A 13,226-nucleotide genomic window follows, 5' to 3' on the forward strand; every position below is an offset into this window, starting at 1 on the left:
GTCACCGGCAGGCGGCACGGTTCTCCGTCCGCGGCCAGGCCTCCACTCCGTCGGAGGTGCGGACGTAGGCCGTGTCCTCGTCGCCGGTGAGCCACAGGCGCCAGGAGCGGTAGTGGTACCCGGTGTCACGAGCGCCCGCGGGCATGCTCGCGTCCTCGCGGTACGGCGTCGTGAGCAGGCCGGCACGGCGAAGGACCCCCTCGGGATCGCGGGCGTACTGGCGGCCGTCCAGGTCGAGGAGGTGGGCCGACTGCCAGTCGCAGTGTTCCGGGCCGCTGGATCTGCTGAGCCGGGTCACCGGCACCCGCCGGCCGTTCCGGTCCGTCCAGACCTCCCAGCCCTGGGCGGCAGCGAACTTCGCGGGGAGCTCGGCGGGATCGCAGGAGGCGTTCGTCTCCGGGCCCCAGCCGGGCCGGTCCTTCTGGTCCTCGGCCACCACGACGGCCACCCTGGTACGGCCCTGCACGTCGAAGGAGTAGAGCACCCGGCCGGTCTCCCGGCGCTCCACGCGGTAGCCGTGGTCGGGCTGCACCGGCTGGAACATGTCGAAGTAGAGCTCGAGCCCCTCTTCCGGTGTGTCACCTCCGTCCGACCTGGCCCATCCGTCGGGGCCGCCGCCCTCGAAGATCTCCCCGTCGCACTCCAGCGCCCGGCCCGCGGCTCCGGAGGCCAGGCGCAGGGACCGGGGGCTGTCGTCGTCCACGGCCTTGGTGGGGACGTACAGCGGGCCGCTGTACGGGGTTGCCGGAGGCGTGCCTTTGACCACCACCCGCACTCCGGTGCCGTCGTCGCACCCCACCACGGTCACGGCTGCCAGTACCGCCACGGCCACAAGTCCTCTGCGCATGCACGCCCCTGTTCCTGGACTGTCGTTGCCCTCCTCCGACGCGGGGACGGCCCGGAACGTTCGGCGTTCAGCAAGCCCCTGCTGGACGATCCGGCAGCCGGGACCGAGGCCTCGGAACGTGCGTACGGGCTTGATCGCCTTGCCCGCGGTCATGTCCCGTACCGCCCGGTCGACGTCCGCGAAGGGACAGGTACCGGTCAGGCGGTGCAGCGGGAGCCGCCCGTTCGGGGACCCGGTCGACGGCGGTGATCGTGGTGACAGGGGTGAGCGCGGCCGCAGTCACCGCCGACAGGCCGCCACCATGCGGACGAGCGCCTCGTGCGGTCCGGGCGTGTCGAGTTCGAGGGCTGCACGGCTGGAGGAGCGGATGGTCGAGGACCTGACCTCACGGCGCACCAGCGGGAGCAGCTCCGGCGGGCACTCTCGAAGGCGCGGCACGCGCTGTCGTAGCCACCCTGGAACCCTGCCGTCCGCATCACGGAACGACACGCGGCGCCAAACTCGAAGACATATGTCAATCGAACATGCTCAAATTCCTTCTATCGAGGGTAACTTGACGGTCGAGAGACGGATTTCCAGGCGCGCGTGGGAGGTGATGCCGTCGTGCAGGAGGGGCCCACGCCGCTCACTTGGCATCTGCGCATCCGCGAGGACCGCGGGCACACGGTGGTGGAGTTCCGCGGCGAGATCGACATCGCGGCGGCCACGGAGATCACTCCCGCCCTGGACCGGATCACCGACCGGCCCGGGGTCAGGGTCGTGATCGACCTGCGGTCCGTGGAGTTCTTCGACTGCTCGGGGCTGCGCCTGCTCTACCGGGCCCGCAGCCGGGTGCTGGAGCGGGGCGGGCGGCTGCGCCTGGTGTGCACCCACCCGCTGACGTTGCGCGTCTTCCGGGTCACCGGGCTGTCCCGGCTGCTGCCGCCGCAGGCGACGCTGGAGGCGGCCCTGGAACAGCCCGAGGCCGCGTCCGGCTCGCTGTGACGACGGCTGACGACGGCTGCTTCCCGTCTAGGCGCCCCTCGGCTCCTCGAACAGGGCGCTCACGGACTCACCGTTGTGAATGCGGCGTACGGCCTCGGCGAGGGCCGGGCCGATGGACAGGACGCGCAGCTTGTCGGTGTGCTCGTCCAGGGGCACCGGGACGGTGTTGGTGCACACGATCTCCAGCACGTCGGGCTGCTCGCTCAGTCGCTTGAGCGCACCGGCCGCGAACAGTCCGTGCGTGCAGGCCACCCGGATCGAGCGCGGCCCCAGCTCCCGTAGCTTCTCCAGGAGTTCGATGACGGTGCTGCCCTTGGCGATCTCGTCGTCCAGGACGATGACGTCCCGGTCGGCCACGTCCCCGATCACGGAGCTGATGCTCACCCGGTCGTCCGCGAACCGCTGCTTGGCGCCGGCCGCCACCTGCGCGCCGATCAGCCGGGCGAAGGCGGCGGCTTCCTTGGCGTTGCCGAGGTCCGGGGAGACGACCGTGGTGCGCGTGAGGTCGTACTGCCGGAAGTGCGCGGCCAGTTCACGCAGCGCGTGCAGGTGGTCCACCGGCACCGAGAAGAAGCCGTGCACCTGCGGTGCGTGCAAGGTCATGGCGAGGACCCGGCTCGCGCCCGCCGCCACCAGCAGGTCGGCGACCAGCCGTCCGCCGAGGGAGATGCGGGGCGCGTCCTTCTTGTCGGAGCGGGCGTAGGAGTAGTGGGGCATGACGACGGTGATCCGGCCGGCCGAGGCACCCCGGGCCGCGTCGCACATCAGCAGCAGCTCCACCAGGTGCTCCTGCACGGGCCTGACCAACGGCTGGATCAGGAAGACGTCCCGTTCCCGGCAGTTGGCCTGAAGCTGCACCTCCAGACAGTCGTTGGCGAACCGGCTGACCTGGGTCGGGCTGAGCGGCACGCCCAGATGGGCGCAGACCTCCTGAGCCAGTTCGGGATGGGCACTGCCACTGAAGACGGCGATGTCTCGCACGATCCGCTCCTCGCATGATCAGCACGGGCTGCGTCGATCATGCTACTGGTGCTGGTCAGCCGCCCAGCACCCCGGGCAGGGTCAGCGTGCCCAGCACGGTGGCGCCGACCAGGAGCCAAGCCACGTAGTCGCCGATGTGGCCCGACTGCAGGCGACGCAGGGGCAGCGCCCAGTCCGGGGTGGCCACCCAGCCCGGGCGGGTCACGGCGAGGGCGGCGAGGCCCACGGCGAGCAGGCTGGAGGCCAGGCCCAGCAGGATGCCGTGCGCCGTCCAGTGGACGGAGGCGTGGGCGCCGCCCGACCCGGCCTCGTTGACCGAGCGGGCCACCACTGCGGCGAGGCCGGGGGCCACGCCGACGGCGAGGGCGCCGGCGAGCAGCACGGCGGGCACCGCGGTCATGGACTCCGGGATGCGGCCGAGTCTCCTGCTGGTCTCGGGCCGCTCGCCGGACCCGCTGGTCTCGTACTCGGTGTCCTTCGGACGCGGCCCGATCCCCATGAACACCCGGGCGGTGACCCGCAGCACCGCGCCCGCGGTCACCGCGGAGGCGAGCACGTAGACCGCGGTGAGCGGGCCGCCGATCGCCTCCTCGGTGATCGCCTTGCCGAGGGCCGTCCCGAACGGGGGAAGGCCCGCGAGGGCGAGCCCGCCGATCGCGAACATCACCGCGAACGCGCGCATCCCGCGCGCCCTGCCGTGCAGGGCGTGCTCGTCGACACTGCCGAACCGGTCCAGGAGGGCGCCGGTGCAGGCGAACAGTGCGGCCTTCACCCCCGCGTGCCCGACGATGTACAGGGCGATTCCGTCATCCCCTTCGGGGGTGAGCACGCCGAGGCCGACGAGGAACAGGCCGGTGTGCGCGACCGTGGAGTAGGCGAGCAGCCGTTTGATGTGCCGCTGGTACCAGCACATGACGGCGCCGATCGCGGCGGTGAGGACGCCCAGGGTCAGCATGGCCCGGGTCAGGTCGGGGGCGGGGATGCCGCCGGGTCCGGCGAAGACGGTGCCGTACACGCGCCAGACGCCGTAGGCGCCGAGTTCGACCATGACGCCGGACAGCAGCATGCACACCGGGGTGGGGGCGACTGCGTGTGCGTCGGGGAGCCAGAAGTGGAACGGCACGGCGGCCGCCTTCACCAGCAGCCCGGTCATGACCAGCACGAACGCGGCGAGGACGAGGGCGTCCGGCCCGCCCTGCACGGCCGCGCTGTCCAGGCCGCCCCCGATCTTCGCCATGGCCAGTTCGCCGGTGCGGGCGTACAGCAGGCCGATGCCCGCCAGCATCGCGTAAGCGCCGAGGGAGTTGACGACTCCGAAGGTCAGCGCGCCCTGCACGGCCTTCGCCTCGTCGATCCGGTATCCGGTCAGCGCGTAGGCGACGACGCTCATCAGCTCGAAGAACACGAACGCGTTGAACAGGTCGCCCGCGAGCGCGAAGCCGCACATCGCGCCCTGGAAGACCAGCATCAGCGCGGGGAACGCACCGCAGTGGCCGCGCGGCGGCTCGTCGAAGTAGCGCCAGGAGTACACCAGCGCCGACAGGGTGAGCAGCGACGCCAGCGCGGCCATGCCCAGCGTCGGACCGTCCCCGACCACCACGATGCCGACGCTCTCCCCGTCGACCGGCCGCCAGCCGCCGACCCATTCCACCAGCGGCGGCGAGGAGTTGAGCAGCAGCACGAGCGCGAGGGCGGCCGTGGCGCCGGAGACGACACACCCGGTGGTCTCGGCCACGACCCGGGACAGCCGACGGCCCGTGGCCACCAGCAGGGCGGCCCCGAGCAGCGGCACCGCGAAGAGCAGCGGGAGCAGGTGGCTCATCAGCCGCGCAGCTCTCTCAGCTCGTCCGGGTCGAGGGTGCCGTGCCGCTTGGCGACCTGCAGGACGAGGGCGAGCAGCAGCGCGGTGACGGTGGCTCCGACGACGATGTCGGTGAGGGTGAGCGCCTGCACGACCGGGTCGACGAGCGGCCGGGACCCCGGCTCGATGTCGGAGAAGACCGGCGCGGTCGCCCCGTCGCGGTAGCCGACGGCCAGCAGCAACACGTACGTGGACGACTGGCACACGGCCAGACAGCCCACGGTGTGGATCAGGTTGCGGCTGGTGGCGAGGCCGTAGCAGCCGGTCAGGAAGACGTAGGCGGCGACCAGGTAGGGAAGGACGTGCATCACGGCGTTCTCAACTCCCGCGTTCCTCCTCGATCTCGACGGCCTGGTCCAGGAAACTCGCGAGCAGGAGGACGACCGCGCTCGCCACCTCCATGCCGACGGCCGCGTTCAGCAGCGGGACGGTCCCCCCGGAGGACAGCGTGTTGAAGGTGCCGTACGGCAGCATCGTGTTGGCCAGGAACGCGGTGCCCGCGAGGAGTCCGGCCAGGCCCAGGACGACGTAGGCGCAGACGGCGAGCGCGTCGGTGACGTCGAACACGCCGAGGGGGCGGACGCGTTCCAGGGCGCGGTAGTCGGCGCCGAGGTACAGCAGGTGCAGCGCGGTCGCGGCGACGACCCCGCCCTGGAAGCCGCCGCCGGGGCTGAGCTGGCCGTGGGCGATGACGTAGAGGCCGGTGAGGAGGGCGACGGGCAGCACGATCAGTGCGTAGCGCCGGACGGGCCGGGCCACTTCGGCGGGCTGGGGTTGTGCCGGGTGCTCGTCGCGGGCCTGGCGCAGGAGCACCAGGCAGCCGAGGACGGCGGCGAACAGGATGCTCGTCTCGCCGAGGGTGTCGTAGGCGCGCTGGTCGAAGTTGACGGAGGCGATCGTGTTCGCGGTGTGCCGGGCGAGGGAGGCGCGGACGGCCCGCTCGCCGTACGGGTGCCACCGGCCGCCGAAGGCGGGCAGGTCGAGGCCGGCGGCGACCAGCAGGGCTGCCACCCCCGCGCCGCCCACGGCGAGCAGCCACAGCCGCAGCCGCCGGGTCATCGCGCGCGGTCCTTCGTGCGGCCCCGCCGTCTGACCTTGCGCACCGACAGCATGATCAGCAGCGGGGTGAGCGCGGAGCCCACGGCCAGCTGCGACAGGCCGACGTCCGGGGCCTGGAGCACGGTGAACAGGACGGCCAGGACGACACCGAGCACGGACAGCACCAGGGCCTGCCGGGCCGGTTCGCGCTGGGCCACGGCGGCGGTGGCGGAGGCGGCCACGAGCAGCAGGGCCACGACGATCACGGCATCGGCCATGCCGCACCTCGCTCCCACCCCGCACCGCTCCCCCCGTCAGGCACCCCGCACCGCCCGGAAGCCACCCGCCAGGGCCCGCGCCGCGATGACGTTGCCGCCGATCAGCAAGGCTCCGATCACCAGCAGTTTCACCATCGCCCGGCTCGGGCCGGTGGCCACGCACACCGCCACCACGACCGTCGTGGCCAGGCCGGCGGCGGCCCAGGTCAGCGCCCAGGCGCTCGGCCGGTCGTCCGCCGGTTCGTCGGCGAGCAGACGGGCGAAGACGAGGGTGCCGACCGGGCCCAGCAGGGCCATCAGCAGGGCGAGGTCGACGTAGGCGGGGCGGCCGTAGCCCTGCGCGAGCAGCAGCAGGGCCGGGCAGACCGCGGAGGTGGCCAGGTTCTGGGCCATGACCCGCCGGGGCAGCGGGCCGGTGGCCGTCCCCCACAGGGCGGCCGCCCCTGCCCCGCCGAGTTCGACGGTCGCCGCGAGGATCCAGCCGTTCACCGCCAGGTCACCGCCCGCCGTCCGGCCCGGGCCAGCAGCGCCCCCACGGCGGCGGCACTCGCGCCGACGATCCGCTCCAGGGTGTCGACCGAGCTGATGAACACCAGCCACAGCAGGGCCAGCCCGGCCCACCAGGCCAGGAGTTCGCCCGCGGCCAGGAGGGCCGTACGGCCGGTCATCCGCCACCTCCTCAGTCCGCTCTGCACCGCTCTGCAAGGCTTTGCCCGATGCGCCGCTCGGGGCATCCAAGCACCGCCTGGCCCGTCATCGGCGGCGGCACGCGGGCCCGCAGCGAGTGCCCCGGGAGCGCGAGCCGAAACGGCGGGCCGGCATCCGACACGGTCCGGATGACGTCATCCCGCGTAACCGCCCTGCGGCCCACGGAAGTTGACCGGACTCGTCGGCCGAGCGATTGCCAGACAGGTCCGTACCAAGGTATTGACGGCCTCTTATCTCACTTCTTAAATCAAGAGACATCTCATCCCCCACGCCGAACGGAGAGCCATGGCCTCCCCACGCCTGCTCCGCAGATGCCTGTTCGCCGCTCTGTCCGCCGCACTGGTCGGCTCGGCCGCCGTCGGTCCCGCCCGGGCGCAGACCGCGACCCCGGCGGCCGCGGCCGTGACCACCTTCTCCGACACCTTCGACGGGCCCGCAGGTGCTGGGGCCGACTCCTCGAAGTGGACGCTGGAGACCGGCGACAACGTCAACAACCACGAGCGGCAGTACTACACGTCCGAGACGAAGAACGCGGCCCTGGACGGGCAGGGGCATCTGGTGATCACGGCCCGGAAGGAGAACCCGGCGGGCTACCAGTGCTGGTACGGCAGCTGCCAGTACACCTCGGCCCGGCTGAACACCGCCGGGAAGTTCAACGCGCAGTACGGACATGTCGAGGCGCGGATGAAGATCCCGCGCGGGCAGGGCATGTGGCCCGCGTTCTGGATGCTCGGCACTCCGGTGAACTGGCCGGACTCGGGTGAGATCGACGTGATGGAGAACGTCGGGTTCGAGCCCTCGACCGTGCACGGCACCATCCACGGCCCCGGCTACTCCGGTTCGGGCGGCATAGGCGCCGGCTACACCCTGGCGAACGGGCAGGCCTTCGCGGACGCGTTCCACACCTTCGCCGTCGACTGGGCGCCCGACTCGATCACCTGGTCGGTGGACGGGAACGTCTACCAGCGGCGCACGCCCGCCGACCTCGGCGGGAAGACCTGGGTGTTCAACAAGCCGTTCTTCCTGATCCTGAACCTGGCGGTCGGCGGCTACTGGCCGGGCGACCCGGACGGCTCCACGCAGTTCCCGCAGCAGCTTGTGGTCGACTCGGTGTCGGTGACGACGAGCGACAGCGCGGCCGGTGTCCCGATCCGGGGCCTGGCGGGCAAGTGCGTGGACGTGGCCGGCGCGAACTCCGCCAACGGCACCCCGGTCCAGCTCTACGACTGCAACGGCACGGGCGCCCAGCAGTGGACGGTCGGTTCGGACGGCACGATCCGGGCGCTCGGCAAGTGCCTGGACGTCACCGGCAACGGTACGGCGGACGGCTCGACCGTCCAGCTGTGGGACTGCACGGGCGGCCCCAACCAGAAGTGGGCCGTCTCGGCGGCGCACGACATCGTCAATCCGCAGGCGAACAAGTGCCTCGACGTGACCGGGAACAACTCGGCCAACGGCACCCGGCTGCAGATCTGGACGTGCACCGGCGGCGGCAACCAGAAGTGGACGGTCGGCTGAGCCGCCTCCGGATCAGAGGGGTGTCCAGTGGTACTGGCCGCCGCCCACCCAGCGGACCGCGTCCGGGTCGCTCAGGTCGTGGATCGTGATGCCGTGGGTGGCGGCGACCTCCAGCACGTCGGTCGCGGTCGTGGCCCGGCCGACCACCCGACCGTCGATCTCCACCACCCGGAAGGGCGGCTCGCCGGGCTTGCCCGGACACACGCCATGCACCAGGACCCGTGGATGGGAAATGTAGGGCACTGCTTGTTCGGTCATGCAATAGAGCGTAGAACGCAACCGGGGCCGACGACTCGTCCGCGGAGCCGGCCAGCGGGCGTGCGGGGTGGGTCCGGCTGGGGAACCCTGGAGGGGCATCGCGCGCTGGAGGTGCCCATGGATCCCGTCGCGGCCCTGGACCGGATCGCCTTCCTGCTGGAGCGGTCACTGGCGCCCACCTACCGGGTGCGGGCCTTCCGGACCGCCGCCCGGGTGCTGTCCGCGCTGCCCGAGGACGAGGTCGCCGCGCGGGCGGCGGCCGGGACGCTGGAGTCGCTGAAGGGCGTCGGGCCGAAGACCGCGCAGGTGGTGCGGGAGGCCCTGGCCGGGGAGGTGCCCGGCTATCTGCGCACGGTGGAGGAGGAGAGCGGCGGGCCGCTCACCGCCGAGGGCGGCAGCGAGCTGCGGGCGCTGCTGCGCGGAGACTGCCACACGCACTCGGACTGGTCGGACGGCGGCAGCCCGATCGAGGAGATGGGACGTGCGGCGGCCCGGCTCGGCCACGAGTGGACGGCCCTGACCGACCACTCCCCCCGGCTGACCGTGGCCCGGGGCCTCAGTCCAAAGCGGCTGCGCGAGCAGCTGGAGGCGGTGGCCGAGCTGAACGCGCGGTGGGCGCCGTTCCGGCTGCTCACCGGCATCGAGTGCGACATCCTGGAGGACGGCTCGCTGGATCAGGAGCCCGAGCTGCTGGAGCTGCTGGACGTCGTGGTGGTGTCCGTGCACTCCAAGCTGCGGATGGACGCCCGCGCGATGACCCGCCGCATGGTGGCCGCCGTACGCGATCCGCACGCGGACATCCTCGGCCACTGCACGGGACGCCTGGTCGCGGGCCGTGGCCGGCCGGAGTCGGAGTTCGACGCGGACGAGGTGTTCGCCGCCTGCGCCGAGTCGGGTACGGCCGTGGAGATCAACAGCCGTCCCGAGCGGCTGGACCCGCCGCGGCGGCTGCTGCGCCGGGCCGTGGCGGCCGGGGCGTTGTTCTCGATCGACACCGACGCGCACGCGCCGGGCCAGCTGGACTGGCAGATCCTCGGCTGCGCGCGGGCCGAGGAGTGCGGGGTGCCCGCCGAACGGGTGGTGACCACCTGGCCGGCCGACGAGCTTCTGGCCTGGTCGCGGGAGGGCCGTACGCCGGCCCGGGCGTCATGAGAAGGCCCCGGCCGTGACGGGGGATCACGGCCGGGGCGGGTGATTCAACAGGCAACCACCTTGTGGTGTTCCTGCCGGCGTCCGCGAGGCGCGTCACGCCGGTCAGCGTGGTGTCCGTTCCTCCAGTGCGGCCCGCCAGGCGGGGTGCCGGTCCTCGGCGGCCTGTTCGGCACGGCGGCCGCCGCGTGCGAAGAAGTCGGCCAGGGGCAGGATCGCCGCGCCCACGGTGACCGCGTCGGGGCCGAGCCGGCCGAGCTCGATGCCGACCTTGTCGGCCGGGTACCGCAGGGCGTACGTCCTCGCGTGACGCCGTACGGCGGGCAGGAACCGGGTGCCGAGCTGGAGCCCGGCCCAGCCGCCGATGAGGATCCGCTCGGGCTGGAAGAGGTTGATCAGGTCGGACAGGCCGGCGCCCAGGTACTCGGCGGTCTCCTCCAGGACGGCGAGCGCGACCGGGTCGGGCTCCCTGCCCTCGGTCGGGTAGGCGGCGGCGAGCATCGCGGTGAGCGCGGTCTCCTCGTCGGCACCCTCGGGCGGCCGTCCGCCCTCCTCGCGCCAGCGGGCGAGCAGCGACTCGGCACCCGCGTAGGCCTCCAGGCAGCCCGGCGCACCGCACCGGCAGCGGCGTCCCCGGACCCGTACGGTCAGATGGCCCCATTCGACGGCCCGCCCGTGCTCCACCTCGGGGGTGACCAGGCAGGCACCGACACCGGAGCCGAAGAGCACGACCACCGCGTTGCGGGCGCCGCGGCCGCCGCCGAACCACATCTCGGCCTGACCCAGGGTCTTGGCGCCGTTGTCGATGAAGTAGCGCACGGTGTCCGGCAGCCGGGAGGTCGAGCGGAGCAGCCGCTCCAGCGGGACCGCGTCCCAGCCGATGGTCTGTCCGTGCACGACGGCACCCCGGTCCGCCGTGTGCTCGACGATGCCCGGGACGCCGACGCCGACGCCGAGCAGCCGCTCGGGCGAGGCCTCCTCGGCCTGGAGCACCTCGGCGATGCCGTCGCGGATGTGGCCGACGATCACGTCGACGTCGTAGCCCTGCTGGGTCAGCGGGCGTTCGGTGCGGGCGAGTTCGGTCAGGCCCAGGTCGAACAGCTCGACGCGGACGCGGGTCTCGCCGACGTCGACGCCGATCATCTGGCCGCTGTGCGGGGAGACGCGCAGCAGGGTGCGGGGGCGGCCGCCGTCGGAATCGACGCTGCCGGCCTCCTCGACCAGTCCGTCGGCGACCAGATCCGCGACCACGTTGCTGACCGAGCCGGAGCTCAGTCCGGTGACCGGGCCCAGTTCGAAGCGGCTGAGCGGGCCGTCGAAGTACAGCCGCTGCAGCACGGCCGTGCGGTTGCCCCGTCTGAGGTCGCGTACCGTTCGCCCGTTCCGCCCCGCCATGTGGCTCCCTTCGAACCATGTCCCGACCTGCAACATACCCCTCGGAACAGGCTGCACGCGACTTTCGGACAACCCTTATTTCATGTGCTGAGCTAAGCGTGGGCCGCCTTGATCTCGTCCAGCGCGGCCACGAGTTCCGGGGCGACGGCCTCCTGGGCCCAGCGGGCGTGGCCCTCGTCGGCCGCTCGCGGGACCGTCTCGACCAGCATGATCAGGTAGAGGTAGGCGCGGTAGAGGGCGAGCCGGAGGCGTTCCGCGCGCCCGAGCATGGCGCGGCCGCCGCCCTGCCGGTAACCCGCGAGGAAGGCCTCGTCCTTCTCGATGTCGTCCAGCAGGGCGAGGGAGACGAAGTCGGCGAGGGGATCGCCCCAGAACATCCGCTCGCCGTCGATCAGGCCGCCGACGCGGGGGCCGTCGGCCGTGCGGTCGACGAGGATGTTCCCGGGCCACAGGTCGAAGTGGACCGGGCGCGGGACGGTGACCTCGTCCAGGGCGTCGTACACGGCCCGGGCGGTACGGGCCACCTCGTCGGCGGGGCGGGGCAGCCGGGCCCGGTAGTGGCGGGCGTCGGCCAGGACCGCGTCGAACATCGCGGTGAACGCCGTCCGCCAGTCGGGGACGAGCGGGCCGAGGGCACCGGACGGACAGCCGAAGGCGGGCCCGGTCACCTGGTGCAGGCGGGCGACCTGACGGCCCAGCTCCCCGCGCAGGTCGGCCTGTTCGGCGTCGGTGAGGGAGTCACCCCAGGGGGTGCCGGGGCAGGCGGTCTGCAGCAGGTGCCGTACCTCGGGGCCGTCGTCGGCGTGGAGTGTGCGGGGTGCGGGAACGCCGGCCTCCTCGGCCGCGCGGCTGAACACCGCCTCGGAGTGCAGCAGCCGGACCTCGTAGCGCAGGCCGGGTGCCGTCGGCGCGGCCTTCAGGACGCAGCGGGTGCCGTCGGTGAGCCGCAGTTCCTCGACCGTGTTGTACGTACCGCCGCCCAGCGGGCGCACCCCCGCCAGCCGGCCGGGGTCGATGCCCGCCGCGGCCAGGACCCGCCGGGCCCGCCCCTCCGGCTCCCCCATCGTGCGTCCCCTTCCCGCGGCGGCCAGCCCGCCGCGTACACGTCCTCGACGTAACGCCCGTCCGCCATCAGCGAGTCGAGCCCCCGCCCGGCGGCCGTCTCGTCGGCGCCGAGAGTCCGTTCCGGGAGTCCGTTCCCGGTACAGGGTACGGAACGCCCCACGCACTCCGTCTCCGTACCGGTCGCGTCTGCGACAGTGGCACCGCTCGCGCCACCAGGTGTCGGTGTGCTGGTGTTCCCCCGGCTGGGCCGAGCGGTACGGCGAGCTGACGGCGGACCCGGTGAGCGACAGCGCGGACGAGACACCGGCCCTGCTGGTGACGTTGCGGGTCCAGGGCGAGTGCGAGGAAAACCATTCGCCCACCCTCCCTTCAACTGCCTAGGCTAGCCATGAACCTAGACACCCTAGGTTCATGGCATCGAATCCGGAAGGCCTCCCATGAAATCCCTCACCGAGCAGGACATCCGCGACTCCTTCGTCAACTGCTCCAAGGGCGAGGCCAAGCGCCTGGCGGTCCCGCGCGACCTCGGTGAACGCCCGTGGGACGACCTGGACTTCCTCGGCTGGCGGGATCCCGGGGCGCCCGATCGCAGTTATCTGGTCACCGAGCGGGAGGGCCGGTTCGTGGGTGTCGCGCTGCGCTTCCCGGCCTCGCAGCGCGGCTTCCTGCACCGCAGCATGTGTTCGGTGTGCCTGACCACGCATCCCGGCGGCGGGGTGTCACTGATGACCGCCCGGAAGGCGGGCGCGGCGGGCCGTGAGGGCAACTCGGTCGGGGTGTACATGTGCACGGACCTGGCGTGCTCGCTGTACGTGCGCGGGAAGAAGGTGCCGGAGTCCGGGAGCCGGTTCGAGGAGAGCCTGACCCTGGAGGAGCAGATCGCCCGTACGACGGGCAACCTGTCCGCCTTCGTCGACAGGCTCTACGTCTGACGGGTGCTGCTGTCCGCCCACGACGCGCATGTCGCCTACGAGACCATGGACCCCGCCCACTGCCCGAAGATGCAGGGCGCCTTCCTGCGCGAGGAGATCGTGCCCGCCGGGTTCGGCGGTCCGGTGGGGGTCCCCCGGCTCGAGCGAAGCCAGGGCACCCGGGTTCCTCCGCACGTCTTCCCTTGACCGGCGAGATCAATGTAGAAGTCGTT

17 protein-coding genes and 1 pseudogene are annotated in these 13,226 nt (G+C 72.4%); 6 read left to right on the forward strand and 12 right to left on the reverse strand.

Annotation, left to right across the window (positions count from 1 at the left end):
* Nucleotide 1 precedes the first annotated feature (1 nt).
* Both ACWC5O_RS05095 and ACWC5O_RS05100 read right to left on the reverse strand, forming a co-directional pair.
* Nucleotides 2-847 carry a hypothetical protein gene (locus ACWC5O_RS05095; protein ID WP_450582355.1) on the reverse strand — a complete coding sequence of 282 codons (846 nt, stop codon included), beginning with the start codon at nt 845-847 and terminating at the stop codon, nt 2-4.
* Between the two features lie 279 nt (nt 848-1,126).
* Complete coding sequence (locus ACWC5O_RS05100; protein WP_450582356.1) at nt 1,127-1,285, reverse strand: hypothetical protein; 159 nt, start codon at nt 1,283-1,285, stop codon at nt 1,127-1,129.
* A 165-nt stretch (nt 1,286-1,450) separates the two neighbouring features.
* Here ACWC5O_RS05100 and ACWC5O_RS05105 point away from each other — a divergent pair, with 165 nt between their 5' ends.
* The gene (locus ACWC5O_RS05105; RefSeq protein WP_450582358.1) at nt 1,451-1,831 is read left to right on the forward strand and encodes an anti-sigma factor antagonist; all 381 of its coding nucleotides are present in this window, start codon (nt 1,451-1,453) and stop codon (nt 1,829-1,831) included.
* A gap of 27 nt (nt 1,832-1,858) precedes the next feature.
* Here ACWC5O_RS05105 and ACWC5O_RS05110 read toward each other — a convergent pair whose 3' ends face one another.
* From ACWC5O_RS05110 to ACWC5O_RS05140, 7 genes are read right to left on the reverse strand one after another with little or no spacing between them, the layout of a single operon-like run.
* A complete protein-coding gene (locus ACWC5O_RS05110) occupies nt 1,859-2,812 on the reverse strand; it encodes a ribose-phosphate diphosphokinase (protein WP_450582360.1) in 954 nt (317 codons plus the stop codon).
* A 55-nt stretch (nt 2,813-2,867) separates the two neighbouring features.
* Nucleotides 2,868-4,634: a complex I subunit 5 family protein gene (locus ACWC5O_RS05115; RefSeq protein ID WP_450582362.1), complete on the reverse strand. Its 1,767-nt coding sequence runs from the start codon at nt 4,632-4,634 to the stop codon at nt 2,868-2,870.
* Nucleotides 4,634-4,981, reverse strand: coding sequence for a sodium:proton antiporter (locus ACWC5O_RS05120; RefSeq protein ID WP_450582364.1), 348 nt, complete (start codon nt 4,979-4,981; stop codon nt 4,634-4,636). Before ACWC5O_RS05120 ends, ACWC5O_RS05115 begins: the two co-directional genes overlap by 1 nt.
* A 10-nt stretch (nt 4,982-4,991) precedes the next feature.
* Nucleotides 4,992-5,732, reverse strand: a complete 741-nt coding sequence (locus ACWC5O_RS05125; protein WP_450582366.1) for an MnhB domain-containing protein — start codon at nt 5,730-5,732, stop codon at nt 4,992-4,994.
* Nucleotides 5,729-5,989: a Na(+)/H(+) antiporter subunit B gene (locus tag ACWC5O_RS05130; RefSeq protein WP_450582368.1), complete on the reverse strand. Its 261-nt coding sequence runs from the start codon at nt 5,987-5,989 to the stop codon at nt 5,729-5,731. The genes ACWC5O_RS05125 and ACWC5O_RS05130 overlap by 4 nt, the downstream gene beginning before the upstream one ends.
* Before the next feature lie 36 nt (nt 5,990-6,025).
* Nucleotides 6,026-6,478: an MrpF/PhaF family protein gene (locus ACWC5O_RS05135; RefSeq protein WP_450582369.1), complete on the reverse strand. Its 453-nt coding sequence runs from the start codon at nt 6,476-6,478 to the stop codon at nt 6,026-6,028.
* Nucleotides 6,475-6,657, reverse strand: a complete 183-nt coding sequence (locus ACWC5O_RS05140; protein ID WP_450582371.1) for a hypothetical protein — start codon at nt 6,655-6,657, stop codon at nt 6,475-6,477. The genes ACWC5O_RS05135 and ACWC5O_RS05140 overlap by 4 nt, the downstream gene beginning before the upstream one ends.
* A gap of 325 nt (nt 6,658-6,982) precedes the next feature.
* Here ACWC5O_RS05140 and ACWC5O_RS05145 point away from each other — a divergent pair, with 325 nt between their 5' ends.
* On the forward strand, nt 6,983-8,215 hold the full coding sequence (locus ACWC5O_RS05145; protein ID WP_450582373.1) for a ricin-type beta-trefoil lectin domain protein: 1,233 nt from the start codon (nt 6,983-6,985) through the stop codon (nt 8,213-8,215).
* A 12-nt stretch (nt 8,216-8,227) separates the two neighbouring features.
* Here the strand turns inward: ACWC5O_RS05145 and ACWC5O_RS05150 are convergent, their stop codons facing one another.
* Nucleotides 8,228-8,473: a hypothetical protein gene (locus ACWC5O_RS05150; RefSeq protein ID WP_450582375.1), complete on the reverse strand. Its 246-nt coding sequence runs from the start codon at nt 8,471-8,473 to the stop codon at nt 8,228-8,230.
* Between the two features lie 117 nt (nt 8,474-8,590).
* Here ACWC5O_RS05150 and ACWC5O_RS05155 point away from each other — a divergent pair, with 117 nt between their 5' ends.
* Nucleotides 8,591-9,625: a PHP domain-containing protein gene (locus ACWC5O_RS05155; protein ID WP_450582377.1), complete on the forward strand. Its 1,035-nt coding sequence runs from the start codon at nt 8,591-8,593 to the stop codon at nt 9,623-9,625.
* A gap of 102 nt (nt 9,626-9,727) precedes the next feature.
* On the opposite strand, the gene ACWC5O_RS05160 is transcribed toward ACWC5O_RS05155, so the two are convergent.
* Both ACWC5O_RS05160 and ACWC5O_RS05165 read right to left on the reverse strand, forming a co-directional pair.
* Complete coding sequence (locus tag ACWC5O_RS05160; RefSeq protein WP_450582379.1) at nt 9,728-11,017, reverse strand: ROK family protein; 1,290 nt, start codon at nt 11,015-11,017, stop codon at nt 9,728-9,730.
* Between the two features lie 92 nt (nt 11,018-11,109).
* Nucleotides 11,110-12,081: a phosphotransferase family protein gene (locus ACWC5O_RS05165; protein WP_450582381.1), complete on the reverse strand. Its 972-nt coding sequence runs from the start codon at nt 12,079-12,081 to the stop codon at nt 11,110-11,112.
* A 187-nt stretch (nt 12,082-12,268) separates the two neighbouring features.
* On the opposite strand from ACWC5O_RS05165, the pseudogene ACWC5O_RS05170 reads away from it, so the two are divergent.
* The 3 genes and pseudogenes from ACWC5O_RS05170 to ACWC5O_RS05180 all read left to right on the forward strand — a co-directional run.
* Nucleotides 12,269-12,421, forward strand: a pseudogene (locus ACWC5O_RS05170) (diguanylate cyclase); the annotation flags it as partial.
* A 98-nt stretch (nt 12,422-12,519) separates the two neighbouring features.
* The gene (locus tag ACWC5O_RS05175; protein ID WP_450582383.1) at nt 12,520-13,014 is read left to right on the forward strand and encodes an FBP domain-containing protein; all 495 of its coding nucleotides are present in this window, start codon (nt 12,520-12,522) and stop codon (nt 13,012-13,014) included.
* 3 nt (nt 13,015-13,017) lie between these two features.
* Nucleotides 13,018-13,200, forward strand: coding sequence for a hypothetical protein (locus ACWC5O_RS05180; RefSeq protein WP_450582385.1), 183 nt, complete (start codon nt 13,018-13,020; stop codon nt 13,198-13,200).
* The last annotated feature ends 26 nt before the right edge of the window (nt 13,201-13,226 follow it).

Source organism: Streptomyces sp. NPDC001450 (assembly GCF_053597295.1).

Coding starts and splice junctions, on each gene's coding strand:
- ACWC5O_RS05095 (WP_450582355.1), bottom strand. CDS start 847: ATGCGCAGAGGACTTGTGGCCGTGGCGGTACTGGCAGCCGTGACCGTG.
- ACWC5O_RS05115 (WP_450582362.1), bottom strand. CDS start 4,634: ATGAGCCACCTGCTCCCGCTGCTCTTCGCGGTGCCGCTGCTCGGGGCC.
- ACWC5O_RS05120 (WP_450582364.1), bottom strand. CDS start 4,981: ATGCACGTCCTTCCCTACCTGGTCGCCGCCTACGTCTTCCTGACCGGC.
- ACWC5O_RS05125 (WP_450582366.1), bottom strand. CDS start 5,732: ATGACCCGGCGGCTGCGGCTGTGGCTGCTCGCCGTGGGCGGCGCGGGG.
- ACWC5O_RS05130 (WP_450582368.1), bottom strand. CDS start 5,989: ATGGCCGATGCCGTGATCGTCGTGGCCCTGCTGCTCGTGGCCGCCTCC.
- ACWC5O_RS05140 (WP_450582371.1), bottom strand. CDS start 6,657: ATGACCGGCCGTACGGCCCTCCTGGCCGCGGGCGAACTCCTGGCCTGG.
- ACWC5O_RS05145 (WP_450582373.1), top strand. CDS start 6,983: ATGGCCTCCCCACGCCTGCTCCGCAGATGCCTGTTCGCCGCTCTGTCC.
- ACWC5O_RS05150 (WP_450582375.1), bottom strand. CDS start 8,473: ATGACCGAACAAGCAGTGCCCTACATTTCCCATCCACGGGTCCTGGTG.
- ACWC5O_RS05155 (WP_450582377.1), top strand. CDS start 8,591: ATGGATCCCGTCGCGGCCCTGGACCGGATCGCCTTCCTGCTGGAGCGG.
- ACWC5O_RS05160 (WP_450582379.1), bottom strand. CDS start 11,017: ATGGCGGGGCGGAACGGGCGAACGGTACGCGACCTCAGACGGGGCAAC.
- ACWC5O_RS05165 (WP_450582381.1), bottom strand. CDS start 12,081: ATGGGGGAGCCGGAGGGGCGGGCCCGGCGGGTCCTGGCCGCGGCGGGC.
- ACWC5O_RS05175 (WP_450582383.1), top strand. CDS start 12,520: ATGAAATCCCTCACCGAGCAGGACATCCGCGACTCCTTCGTCAACTGC.